General features: G+C 71.1%; 9 protein-coding genes. 2 read left to right on the top strand and 7 right to left on the bottom strand.

What is annotated here, in order from left to right:
• Nucleotides 1-24: 24 nt before the first annotated feature.
• A complete protein-coding gene (locus OG524_RS26510; protein ID WP_405388358.1) occupies nt 25-618 on the bottom strand; it encodes a hypothetical protein in 594 nt (197 codons plus the stop codon).
• A gap of 585 nt (nt 619-1,203) precedes the next feature.
• Here OG524_RS26510 and OG524_RS26505 point away from each other — a divergent pair.
• Nucleotides 1,204-2,073: a methyltransferase domain-containing protein gene (locus tag OG524_RS26505; protein ID WP_405811788.1), complete on the top strand. Its 870-nt coding sequence runs from the start codon at nt 1,204-1,206 to the stop codon at nt 2,071-2,073.
• Nucleotides 2,074-2,144: 71 nt separating this feature from the next.
• Here OG524_RS26505 and ffh read toward each other — a convergent pair whose 3' ends face one another.
• From ffh to OG524_RS26480, 5 genes are all read right to left on the bottom strand, one after another.
• Nucleotides 2,145-3,695: a signal recognition particle protein gene (gene ffh / locus OG524_RS26500; protein ID WP_405388360.1), complete on the bottom strand. Its 1,551-nt coding sequence runs from the start codon at nt 3,693-3,695 to the stop codon at nt 2,145-2,147.
• 156 nt (nt 3,696-3,851) lie between these two features.
• A complete protein-coding gene (locus tag OG524_RS26495) occupies nt 3,852-6,305 on the bottom strand; it encodes a [protein-PII] uridylyltransferase (protein WP_405811787.1) in 2,454 nt (817 codons plus the stop codon).
• Nucleotides 6,306-6,337: 32 nt separating this feature from the next.
• On the bottom strand, nt 6,338-6,676 hold the full coding sequence (locus OG524_RS26490) for a P-II family nitrogen regulator (RefSeq protein WP_014048583.1): 339 nt from the start codon (nt 6,674-6,676) through the stop codon (nt 6,338-6,340).
• Nucleotides 6,673-8,025: an ammonium transporter gene (locus tag OG524_RS26485; RefSeq protein WP_405388362.1), complete on the bottom strand. Its 1,353-nt coding sequence runs from the start codon at nt 8,023-8,025 to the stop codon at nt 6,673-6,675. The genes OG524_RS26490 and OG524_RS26485 overlap by 4 nt, the downstream gene beginning before the upstream one ends.
• 337 nt (nt 8,026-8,362) lie before the next feature.
• Nucleotides 8,363-9,838 (bottom strand): hypothetical protein, encoded by a 1,476-nt coding sequence (locus OG524_RS26480; protein WP_405811786.1) that lies wholly within the window; start codon nt 9,836-9,838, stop codon nt 8,363-8,365.
• Between the two features lie 424 nt (nt 9,839-10,262).
• Between OG524_RS26480 and OG524_RS26475 the strand changes: the two genes are divergently transcribed.
• A complete protein-coding gene (locus OG524_RS26475) occupies nt 10,263-10,913 on the top strand; it encodes a bifunctional DNA primase/polymerase (protein ID WP_405811785.1) in 651 nt (216 codons plus the stop codon).
• 66 nt (nt 10,914-10,979) lie between these two features.
• On the opposite strand, the gene ftsY is transcribed toward OG524_RS26475, so the two are convergent.
• Nucleotides 10,980-12,185 (bottom strand): signal recognition particle-docking protein FtsY, encoded by a 1,206-nt coding sequence (gene ftsY / locus OG524_RS26470; protein WP_405811784.1) that lies wholly within the window; start codon nt 12,183-12,185, stop codon nt 10,980-10,982.
• Nucleotides 12,186-12,187: the final 2 nt, after the last annotated feature.

Raw genomic sequence — 12,187 nt, 5'->3', positions numbered from 1 at the left:
GCCATTGTGCCACACCACATCGGGTCACCCCACCGCGACCGCCGCTTCGGGGATACGGAACGGCTTGCCGCACCCGCCGCAGACGATCGGCGCCTGGGCGAGGACCGAGGGAACGACGCGGACATTGCGTCCGCAGTCACAGACGGCCTTGACCCGCACGCCTCCTCCGGAGGAGCCGTGCCGGGCGGCGGGGCCGCGGAAGGAACGCTTGGTGTCGGCGGCGGTGGCCACGGTGTGCGCCTTGAGCGCACGCTGGAGCCGTTCCATCGTCGGGCGGTATCTGCGTCTGGCCTCGGGATTCAGCGTCACCAACGAGAATCCGCTGCTGGGGTGGGGCTCCTCGGCATGGTCGAGGCCCAGCTCCTCGGCGATCGCGAGGAAGCGTCGGTTGTGGTAGCGGCCGGCCCGCGAGGTGTCCCGGACACCTCGTGCGGCGGCGATGCCGTGGACTGCCTCGTGGAGCAGTCGTTCGAAGGAGAGCTCGGCGCCACAGGCGGACGAGGACTCTCCGATCAGGGACTCTGGCGCGGCAAGATCGGGCAGCTCGGAGTGGTACCGCTGAATGTCGGCCCACGCCTGTGCCAGCTCTGCGGCAAGTACAGGTGGTGTCGTGCTCACGTCGTGATAACGAGCCTGAGGGCTCCGGTGTTCCTATTCCGGGGCATCCCAAATAATTTGCACGTACCAGTCAGTTGCCGCTGATGCGTCCGGAGGAGGGCGGGTGCGCAGATCTGCGGAGAAGTCACACAGCTCACACCAAGACGGTACGTAGCGTGTCGTACGCGCCGACCGTGGACGGGCACCCGCGAGCGACATTACCCGGCCCGGAACGACCGCCACGAACCCGTGCCGCACCGGGCCCGGAGCCCTCGACGTGCTGCGTCCCGCGTGTCGGGTAAGACTGTGAGGAGCGAGCAGCAGGCGTGCCGCTCCCGGCACCCGCCACCACGACCGGGAAGCCGGGGCGCACGACCGGGGCGCGCGAGCAAATGCCATCCGGCCCGGCCAGCCCCTGGACGGGACAGCGGATGCGGAGTTCTCTGACATACGGGGACTGTGGGCGCGCGGAAAGGCGGCGCGCGCACGGCACGGCAGGCACGGAGCGCGGCACACGCACCATGTGACGCACGGAGCACGGCGCACCTGTACATGGGGGACCTCACTCGGGCACGACCGACCTCTCGGCGGATTGGGGCGCATTCCATGACACCAACGCTCGTCCGGCACCACAGGTATGCGGACTCGTCCGCCACGGTGGACGCCGGTACCCGTGCCCGTGACTGGGCCGAGATCCAGGAGCGCATGCTGGCACCGCTCTACGAAGCGGTGTTCGAACGGCTCGAAGTCGGAGCCGGCACCCGGATGCTCTCCATCGGCTGCGGTTCCGGGCTGGCGCTGCTGATCGCGGCGTCCCGCGGGGCGCGCGTCACCGGCTGCGACACCGACCGTGAACGGCTCGCCCTGGCGCGCGAGCGCCTCGTGTCCGGTCCGGGGCAGGATCCGGCCGGAGCGGCCCCGCCGTCGCGGGCGAGGCTCGTGGACGGCGTCCCGTCGGCGGCGGCTCCGGCCGGGGACGCGCCGTACAACCTGCTCACCGCGTTCAATCCGATCGGCTGCGCGGACGGTGACTCCGAGGGGCTCGCGCCCGCTCTCAGCTCCGCAGTCCCGCTGGCCGCGCGAGGGGCCACCGTGGTGCTGACCGGCTGGGGACCGCCGGAGCGCTGCGCCACCGCACCGGTGCTCCGGGTGGCGGCCCGCCTCGCCGAGTCGTCGCGTACCGCGCGCTCCGGGAGCGGCTGGCGCCCGGCGTTGCGGGACGACCTGGAGGAGGTGGCGGCGCGGGCCGGGCTGAAGCCGGACGGCTCGGGCCGGGTCTCCTGCCCGTTCGGTTACGCGGACATGGACAGCGCGGTGCGCGGTCTGCTGTCGACCGGACTGTTCGACGCGGCGATCCGGGCGACGGACCGTTCGCAGGTGGAGAAGGAGGTCGCCGAGGCGCTGCATCCGCACGTGCGGCCCGACGGCACGGTCTGGATGCCGAACGTCTTCCGCTATCTGGTGTGCGTGGCCTGACGGGGCCGTACGGCACGACGAAGGGGCGCCCCGCCGAGCGGGGCGCCCCTTCCGTGTCCGTGGCAGGCCGGTCAGCCCATGAACTTCTTGAACTCGTCCGGCAGTTCGAAGTTCTTGTCCTCCTGGGCCGGCAGCCCGAAGGCGCCGCCCTGCGCCGCCGCCTGCTCGCGACGGGCGGCCGCGGCCTGCTCCTCGGCCTTCCGCTTCATCGGGTTGCCGCTCTTGCGCTTGCCCTTGGCCTGCTTGACCTGCTTCTTCTGACGGCCGGGGCCGCCACCCATGCCCGGCATGCCGGGCATCCCGGGCATCCCGCCGCCCTGGGCCATCTTCGACATCATCTTGCGGGCCTCGAAGAACCGCTCGACGAGGTTCTTCACGGCGGAGACCTCGACACCCGAACCCTTGGCGATGCGGGCCCGGCGCGAGCCGTTGATCACCGTGGGCTCGGCGCGCTCGTGCGGGGTCATCGACTTGATGATCGCGGCCGTGCGGTCCACGTCCCGCTCGTCGATGTTGCTGATCTGGTCCTTGATCTGCCCCATGCCGGGCAGCATCCCGAGCAGCTTGGAGATGGAACCCATCTTCCGGACCTGCTCCATCTGTGCCAGGAAGTCGTCGAGCGTGAAGTCCTTGCCCTTGCTCGACGCCAGCTTGGAGGCCATTTTGGCGGCCTCTTCCTGACTGAAGGTCTTCTCCGCCTGCTCGATCAGGGTGAGCAGGTCGCCCATGTCGAGGATGCGGGACGCCATGCGGTCGGGGTGGAAGGCGTCGAAGTCCTCGAGCTTCTCACCGTTCGACGCGAACATGATCTGCTTGCCCGTGACGTGGGCGATCGACAGGGCGGCACCACCGCGGGCGTCACCGTCGAGCTTGGAGAGCACCACGCCGTCGAAGCCGACGCCGTCACGGAAGGCCTCGGCGGTGTTGACCGCGTCCTGGCCGATCATCGCGTCGACGACGAAGAGGATCTCGTCGGGGCTGACGGCGTCGCGGATGTCCGCGGCCTGCCGCATCAGCTCCTGGTCGATGCCGAGGCGGCCGGCGGTGTCGACGATGACGATGTCGTGGATCTTGGTCCTGGCGAACTCGATGGAGTCCTTGGCGACCTTGACCGGGTCACCGACGCCGTTGCCGGGCTCCGGCGCGTACACCGCGACACCTGCGCGGTCGGCGACGACGCTCAGCTGGTTGACGGCGTTGGGGCGCTGGAGGTCACAGGCGACGAGCAGCGGGGAGTGGCCCTGGCTCTTGAGCCAGAGACCGAGCTTTCCGGCGAGGGTCGTCTTACCGGCACCCTGCAGACCCGCGAGCATGATCACGGTCGGCGCGGTCTTGGCGAACCGGAGCCGCCGGGTCTCGCCACCGAGGATGCCGACGAGCTCCTCGTTGACGATCTTGATCATCTGCTGCGCCGGATTCAGCGACTGGGAGACCTCGACCCCCCGCGCCCGTTCCTTGACGTTGGCGATGAAGGACCGGACGACGGGCAGGGCGACGTCGGCCTCGAGCAGGGCGATACGGATCTCGCGAGCCGTGGCGTCGATGTCCGCCTCGGACAAGCGGCCCTTGCCCCTGAGGTTCTTGAAAGTCGCGGCAAGGCGGTCGGAGAGAGTATCGAACACGGCGCTCGTCGGTCCTCAGGGTCGGGGGTGGGTGGCAGGTCAATCGCCCTCCAGGGTATCCGGACCCCGCCGAACGCAAAGACCTCGCCCATTTCTCGTGACGAACGGCCAGGTACCGGCCTCCGTCACGCATGACGAAAAGAGCCAGTGCCGGGGTCACCCCAGCGCCTTCTCCACCTCCCTGGCCACCTCCGTCGCCCGTTCCCTGGCCAGCGGGGCGCCGTCCGCGTCCGTGACGTAGAAGGCGTCCACCGCGTTGGCGCCCAGCGTCGACACATGGGCGCTGCGGACCCGTACGGCGGTCTGTTCCAGCGCCCGGCCGATCCGGTGCAGCAGACCGGGGGCGTCCTGGGCTCGTACCTCGATCACCGTGGCGAGCCGCGAGCCCGCCGCCGCGACGGTGACCCTGGGCGGCGGCGCCTTGACCCCGCGCCGCCTCGGATAGGCGGCCTCACGTTCGGCGAGGCGGGCCCGGATGTCCAGGGAGCCGTCCAGGGCGCGTACGAGGTCGGCGCGGAGCCTGGCGGCCTGCGGGAGGGATCCGTACTCGGCGGCGACCCGCCAGCTGAGCACCAGCAGGTCGGCCGGGTCGCCCAGCTCGGTGGGGAGCTCGACGGAGCGCAGATCGGCTGCGCGGACGGTGAGGCGGTGCAGCGCGAGGACTCCGGCCGCCGCGGGCAGCACCCCGGGGCGGTCCGGCAGCGCGATGAGGAGTTCGACGCCGACGGGTTCCGGTTCGCCGTCCTCGGGGACGGCTTCGGGGTGGGTGTGCAGGGAGAGGACGGGCTCGCCGGTGCGGAGCGCCTCGACGGCGAGGCGCTCCTGCTCGGCGCTGGGCGCGAGCGGTTCCGGTTCGGCGGGCTCCTCGCCGGCGAGGAGCGCGGCGACGCGTTTGACCAGGTCCGTGACGAGTGAGGCGCGCCAGGAGCTCCACGCGGCGGGGCCGGTGGCCAGCGCGTCGGCCTCGGTGAGGGCGTGCAGGAGTTCCAGCGTGGAGGCGCTGCCCACGGCGTCGGCGACGGACCGCACGGTCGCGGGGTCGTCCAGGTCACGCCGGGTGGCGGTCTCGATGAGCAGGAGGTGGTGGCGTACGACGGTGGCGACGACCCCGACGTCCTGCTTGTCGAAGCCGATGCGGGCGGCCATGTCGCGGGCGATGACCTCACCGGCGACGGAGTGGTCCCCGGGCCAGCCCTTGCCGATGTCGTGGAGCAGGGCCGAGACCAGGAGGAGGTCGGGGCGGCCGACGCGGCGGGTCAGGGAGGCGGCGCGCACGGCCGTCTCGACGAGGTGGCGGTCGACGGTCCAGGTGTGGACGGGGTTGCGCTGCGGCCTGCAGTGCACCCGCTCCCAGTCGGGCAGGAGCCGGGTGATGATGCCTTCCGCTTCCAGTGCCTCCCAGACGCCGACGGTGGGTTCGCCGGCACCGAGCAGGGTGACGAGCTCCTCGCGGGCCTCCGGGGGCCACGGCACGGGCAGGGGCTGGGCGGCGGTCCTGAGGTGGCGTACGAGGTGGCGGGAGAGCGGCAGTCCGGCCTCGGCCGCCGCGGCGGCGGCCCTGAGGGTGAGGACGGCGTCCTTCTCGGGGCGTGCGGTGCGTGCGAGGACGACTTCGCCGTCCGCCTCGACGACGCCCTCGGCGAGCGGGGTGCGTTCCGGGGCGGCCTTGGCGCCGCCGCCGAGGATCGCCCGCAGCCGGGGGCGTACGGAGCGCGCGCGCAGGACGCGGTTGACCTCGCGCCAGGTGACGTCGGTGGCGTACGAGACCGTCCTGGCGGCCTCGTACACCTGCCGCAGCAGGGCGTCGGAGTCGAGGAGGCCGAGGGCTCCGGCGACCTGGTCCTGTTCCTGGAGGGCGAGGCGGTCGGTGGCCCGGCCGGTGGTGAGGTGGAGGGCGTCGCGTGCGTCGAGGAGGGTGCGGCGGGCTTCGGCGAGTCCTTCGCGGGGGGCGTCCGCGACCCAGGAGGCGGCGACGGCGCGCAGGGCGGTGGCATCGCGGAGACCGCCGCGGGCCTCCTTCAGGTCGGGCTCCAGGAGGAACTGGAGCTCACCCATGCGTTCGGCCCGTTCCCGGCAGAGTTCGTCGAGGGCGGGGAGGCGTTCGGGGGCCTGGTTGCGCCAGTCCGCGAGGATCGTGGTGCGCAGTCCCGCGACCAGGCCGAGGTCTCCGGCGACGGGGCGCGCGTCGAGCAGTCCGAGCTGGACCTTGAGGTCCTCCCTCGCGGTCGAGCGTGCTTCGCCGGGGGTGCGTACGGAGTGGTCGAGGGCCAGCCCGAGGTCCCAGACGGGGTACCAGACGCGGTCGGCGAGTGCCGCGATCGCCGCGGCGCCGGCGCTGCCGTCGTGCAGGAGCAGGAGGTCGAGGTCGCTGCGCGGGGAGAGTTCGCCACGGCCGTACCCGCCGACGGCGACGAGGGCCGCGCCCCGGACGCCCGACTCCTCGGCGGCCGTGGTGAACAGCGCGGTCAGCCAGTCGTCGGTGAGGCGGGCGAGGGCCGCACGGCGCGGCGGCCCGGACTGCGTCTTCTCCTGGAGAAGGCGCAGCCGGGCCGCCGCGTAGCCGCTGGGTCCCGAGTCCTCGGATTCGGTGGTCACTTCGGTGCTCGTCACCCAGCTGCCTTTCCGTTCACTGGAACCGTCGGTCAGAGTGCGTCCGGGCCGCGTTCGCCGGTCCGTACGCGGATCGCGGTCTCGACCGGGACGCTCCAGACCTTGCCGTCACCGATCTTGCCCGTACGGGCGGCCTTGACCACCACGTCGATGAGCTGTTCGGCGTCCTCGTCCTCGACGAGGACCTCGATGCGGATCTTCGGTACGAGGTCGACGGTGTACTCGGCGCCCCGGTAGACCTCGGTGTGTCCGCGCTGCCGCCCGTAACCGCTGGCTTCCGTGACCGTCAGGCCCTGGACGCCGAAGGCCTGGAGGGCCTCCTTGATCTCGTCCAGCCTGTGTGGCTTCACGACTGCGGTGATGAGCTTCATGCGTCCACCTTCTTGTTCGTCGGGGCTGCCGTGGCGCCGGGCGCCGGAGGTGCGGTGCGCGTGGCCGCGCCGCCGCCGGCGCCGCTGAAGTCGTACGCGGTCTCGGCGTGTTCGACCTGGTCGATGCCCGAGATCTCGTCGTCCTCGGAGACGCGCATCCCGATCGTCTTGTCCAGGATGAAGGCGAGGACCGCGGAGACGACCAGAGAGTACGCGAGGACCGCGAACACTCCGACGGCCTGCTTGCCGAGCTGGTCGAGGCCGCCGCCGTAGAAGAGGCCCTTGGCGTCGGACTGCACTCCGCCGGTGGCGAAGAAGCCGACGAGGAGGGAGCCGATGACGCCGCCGACGAGGTGGACGCCGACGACGTCCAGGGAGTCGTCGTAACCGAGCTTGTACTTGAGGCCGACGGCCATGGCGCACAGGACACCGGCGATGACACCGATCGCGATGGCGCCCAGCGGGCTGACCGCACCGCCTGCGGGGGTGATGGCGACGAGACCGGCGACGGCGCCGGACGCCGCACCCAGGGTGGTGAAGGAGCCGTGGCGGATCTTCTCGTAGGCGAGCCAGCCCAGGACTGCCGCACCGGTGGCGACCTGGGTGTTGACGAACATGACCGCGCCGACACCGTCGTCGTTGCCGAGCCACGAGCCGGCGTTGAAGCCGAACCAGCCGAACCACAGGAGCGCGGCGCCGAGCATGACGAGCGGCAGGCTGTGCGGCCGCATCGGGTCCTTCTTGAAGCCGACCCGCTTGCCGATGACCAGGATCACGCCGAGCGCCGCGGCACCCGCGTTGATGTGGACGGCCGTACCACCGGCGAAGTCGATGACACCCAGCTCGAAGAGCCAGCCGCCGGCGCCCCAGACCCAGTGCGCGACCGGGAAGTAGACGACGGTGACCCACAGCGCGACGAACAGCGCCCAGGAGGTGAACTTGACCCGGTCGGCGAGGGCACCGCTGATGAGGGCCGGGGTGAGCACGGCGAACATCAGCTGGAAGACGGAGAAGACGTAGATCGGGATGGTGTAGCCGTCCCAGAGCTCCGTGACGCCGATTCCGCTGAGGCCGACGAAGTCCGAGCTCCAGCCGATGACTGAGCCGACGTCGGTGCCGAAGGTGAGACTGAATCCGTAGAGAACCCACAGGACCGTGACGATCCCGAGGCTGATGAAGCTCATCATCAGCATGTTCAGGGTGCTCTTGACGCGGACCATGCCTCCGTAGAAGAAGGCCAGGCCCGGGGTCATCAGCATCACCATCGCGGAGCAGATGAGCATGAACCCGGTATTGGCGGCAGACAGCGTCGGGGCGTCTGCGGCAAGCGTCGTGATGCCTGGGGGCATCGGCGTCTCCTCGTCGTCGGTGCGGCCACGTGCGGGGGTGCGGGACCACGGTGAAAAGGTGCGGGCCGGTTATGCGCCATGAGATTCGCGCAGCACGGTTTCCACGAATGCCGCACGATGTTTCACCGCAGTGACGAAGGGGCGCGATGTGTTACGTCCGAATGAATCGCGAGTGTCGGAGCCGTTGTGCTGCCTACCATGCTGCCTGCGCCGCATACGGTGCCGCGGGGACCCCGAAAGCGTGAACCGGCCACGGCGGCCACCCGCTGACCTGGCAACGGGGGAGCCGAGTCGGGCTGTACGGGATGGCTGTCGTGGCCGGTGGCAGGAGTGCCGGTCAGACCGCTTCGGCGGTCTCCGGGAGCTGTTCGGTGAGCAGGTCGGTGAGCCGCGCGACCGCGGGTACGTCACCGAAGTCCCTGGCAGCGGTGTCGACGGTCTTGCGGAGCCGGGTGTTGACGCGCTCCGACCTGACCTTCCTGGCGACCCTCAGGGCCTCGGTGGCCGGCACGGTCGACTCCTCGGGCTCGCGCTTGAGGAGATGGACGGTCGCCATGCCGATCAGATTGAGCGCGTAGGACCTCTGGTGCTCGTCGTCGTCGCTGAAGAGCTCGACGGCGCGGGACATGGCGGGCTCGGCGAGCGAGGCGTACGTGGGGCTGCGGCCGGCGACATAGGCCAGGTCACGGTAGGAGTGGGCGTTCTCCCCGTGCAGTTCGGCGTCGGAGAAGAAGCGGATCCAGTCGGGCTCGGGCTCGCCGTCGAGCACGGCGTCGGCGAAGGTGTCCTCGGCCATCCGTACCGCTCGTTTGCACTTGCTGGGCTGGCCCATGTTGGCGTACGCGCGCGCCTCCATCGCATACAGCATGGCCTGGGTGCGCGCGGTGGCGCAGTCCCGGCTGCCGTACTGGGCGAGATGGATGAGTTCGAGTGCGTCGTCGGGCCGTCCGAGGTGAATCATCTGGCGGCTCATGCTGGACAGGATGTACGAACCCAGTGGCTTGTCACCGGCCTCCTTGGAGGCGTGCAGGGCGAGCACGAAGTACTTCTGGGCGGTGGGCTGGAGACCCACGTCGTAGCTCATCCAGCCCGCCAGTTCGGCCAGTTCGGCCGCGCACCGGAACAGGCGCCGGGCGGTCTCCGCGGGCTGGGGCTCCTGCAACAGGTCGGTGACCTCGTGGAGTTGGCCGACGACGGCCTTGCGGCGCAGTCCGCCGCCGCACTGCGCGTCCCACTGGCGGAACATCGCCGTGGTGGACTCCAGCAGGTCCAGCTCGGGCCGGGAGAGCCGCGAGGGGCGGCTCTCCGTGGACATCTGCGCCGGCTCGGGCTGCCCCGACGGGGCGACGGGCACCAGCCAGCGCTGCATCGGCTCGATGAGGGTGGGGCCCGCGGCCAGGGCGAGGGAGCTGCCGAGGAAGCCCCGCCGGGCCAGCATGAGGTCGCTGCGGGAGAACTCGCTGAGCAGCGCGACGGTCTGCGGGCCTGCCCAGGGCAGGTCCACCCCGGCCACCGAAGGCGACTGGTGGGCGGCGCGCAGCCCGAGGTCCTCCACGGCGACGACCGCGCCGAAGCGTTCGGAGAAGAGCTCGGAGAGGATGCGCGGGATCGGCTCGCGGGGCTGTTCGCCGTCGAGCCAGCGTCGCACCCGGGAGGTGTCGGTGCTGACGTGGTGCGCGCCCATCTGGCGTGCCCGCCGGTTCACCTGGCGTGCGAGCTCGCCCTTGGACCAGCCGCTGCGCACGAACCACGATCCCAATTGCCCGTTGGGGCGCTTCCCGGCATTCGTCTCGCCTGCGCCGCTGCCACTCACTGGAACGCCCCCATCCCGCTGAAACCTGTCGCGCGAACCTCTATCAGAATGCCGTGCATCGACGCTGCCCGTACGGACGTTGCGCGCCGTCGAACAGAGAAACGGGTTGCCTGGGGCATACCCGTCGGCGCATGCAATTGCAGGGTTCGGGTACCGACGGTAATCCTACGATCACCGCCCCGGCGAGGGCGATTGGTGAAACGCCACCATTCGCCACCCCTTCGGATGAACCCGCTCGGCACGGTCCGCGATTCACTTGACATGCCGCGATCAGAGGTAAGCGTGTGAAGCATTCGGGGGCGCGCGGCAGAGTCGCGTACCCCTTGAGGCCCGCTCCGCGTGCCGCAGGGTCCGCGGTGACGACGGAGGACGTTCAGTGCCTCCAGGTCGTAACCACCGGTGAGTCGGACCCGTTGGAGGGGGCATGGGCTTCACGATCGGCGGCATCCGCGAGATGCGTCCCGGCTCGCGGCGGCGCGGCCGTGCGGCGGCCGGGGCGACCGCTGTGGCGGAGTACACGGGGCTGTGGGGCTGGGCGGTGGCACCGGGTGTGCGGGCCTCGGCCGGAGTCTGTTCGTGCGGCGACGCCCGCTGCCTCGCCCCCGGCGCCCATCCGTTGGACTTCGCCCGTGAGGTACCGGCGGGCGCCGCCCTCGACGTCGCCGCGGACGCCTGGGCGGAGGTGCCGGGAGCCTCGATGCTGCTTCCGGTGGGCCGTACCTTCGACGTGCTCGACGTCGCGGAGGCCGCCGGCCGGAACGCCCTGGTCCGGATGGAGCGGATGGGACTGCCGCTGGGGCCGGTGACGGTGACGCCGACCGGCCGGACGCAGTTCTTCGTCGCTCCCGGGGCCGCGAACGGTCTGCCCGGGCTGCTCTACCGGATGGGCTGGGACGACGCGGACCTGGATCTGCGGGCGTTCGGCCCGGGCGCGTACATCACCGCTCCCCCCTCCGACCTCGGCGGGCTCGGCCCGGTCCGCTGGCTGCGCCCGCCGGTCCCGGACACGGCGGTGACTCCTCCGCAGGCACGGCTGCTGCTCGGCACCCTGGCGTACATATGCCACCGCTCGTGATGCCGGAAGGGCGGTGGACCCTCCTCGGGTCCACCGCCCTTCCGTCGTACGCGGGAGTGTCCGCGGTCAGTCGCCGATCAGCGCGTCGACGAAGGCCTCCGGCTCGAACGGTGCCAGGTCGTCCGGCCCTTCACCAAGGCCGATGAGCTTCACCGGTACGCCCAGCTCGCGCTGGACGGCGATCACGATGCCGCCCTTGGCGGTGCCGTCCAGCTTGGTGAGGACGATGCCGGTGATGTCGACGACCTCGGCGAACACCCGTGCCTGGACGAGTCCGTTCTGCCCGGTCGTGGAGTCCAGGACGAGAAGGATCTCGTCGAGCGGCCCGTGCTTCTCGACGACCCGCTTGACCTTGCCGAGCTCGTCCATGAGGCCCGTCTTGGTGTGCAGACGGCCGGCGGTGTCGATGAGCACCACGTCGGCGCCCTCGGCGATGCCCTCCTTCACGGCGTCGAAGGCGATCGACGCCGGGTCTCCGCCCTCGGGCCCGCGGACCGTCCGGGCGCCGACGCGCTCGCCCCAGGTCTGGAGCTGGTCGGCGGCCGCGGCACGGAAGGTGTCCGCCGCGCCGAGCACGACGCTGCGGCCGTCGGCGACGAGCACCCGGGCGAGCTTGCCCGTCGTGGTCGTCTTGCCGGTGCCGTTGACCCCGACGACCATCACGACGCCGGGCGTCTCGGCGCCTCCCTCCGTCCTGACCGCACGGTCGAGGTCGGGGCCGAGCAGGGCGACGAGCTCCTCGCGCAGCAGCGCGCGCAGCCCTTCGGGGGTACGGGTGCCGAGGACACGGACCCGCTCACGGAGCCGCTCCACCAGCTCCTGGGTGGGGGCGACGCCGACGTCGGCGGTGAGGAGCGTGTCCTCGATCTCCTCCCAGGTGTCCTCGTCGAGGTTGTCGCGCGACAGGAGCGTGAGCAGCCCCTTGCCCAACGAGTTCTGCGAGCGGGCGAGCCGCGCGCGGAGCCGTACCAGACGGCCCGCGGTGGGCTCGGGGACCTCGAGCGCGGGGATCTCCGGCTCGATGACCACGGGGGCTTCCCCGACCGGAGTCCCGTCGCCGGGGGGACCGACCTCCTCGATGGTGCGCCGCGCTTCGTCGCGCGGCGCCTCGGCTTCCTCACCGGCGTGGGGTTCGGCGGGAGGAGTGATGGTCGGCGTGCTCGACGGCGCCGAGGGCGGCAGCTGCTTCTTCTTGCGGCTGCTGACCACGAGCCCGCTGATCAGGCCGACCGCGACCAGGGCGATGATGACAGCAAGGATGACGATTTCCATAA

Source organism: Streptomyces sp. NBC_01520 (assembly GCF_045040375.1).
In the GTDB taxonomy this organism is placed as follows: Bacteria; Actinomycetota; Actinomycetes; order Streptomycetales; family Streptomycetaceae; genus Streptomyces.
This window is presented reverse-complemented; position numbering and strand designations above follow the sequence as displayed.

Coding starts and splice junctions, on each gene's coding strand:
- OG524_RS26505 (WP_405811788.1), top strand. CDS start 1,204: ATGACACCAACGCTCGTCCGGCACCACAGGTATGCGGACTCGTCCGCC.
- OG524_RS26490 (WP_014048583.1), bottom strand. CDS start 6,676: ATGAAGCTCATCACCGCAGTCGTGAAGCCACACAGGCTGGACGAGATC.
- OG524_RS26485 (WP_405388362.1), bottom strand. CDS start 8,025: ATGCCCCCAGGCATCACGACGCTTGCCGCAGACGCCCCGACGCTGTCT.
- OG524_RS26475 (WP_405811785.1), top strand. CDS start 10,263: ATGGGCTTCACGATCGGCGGCATCCGCGAGATGCGTCCCGGCTCGCGG.
- ftsY (WP_405811784.1), bottom strand. CDS start 12,185: ATGGAAATCGTCATCCTTGCTGTCATCATCGCCCTGGTCGCGGTCGGC.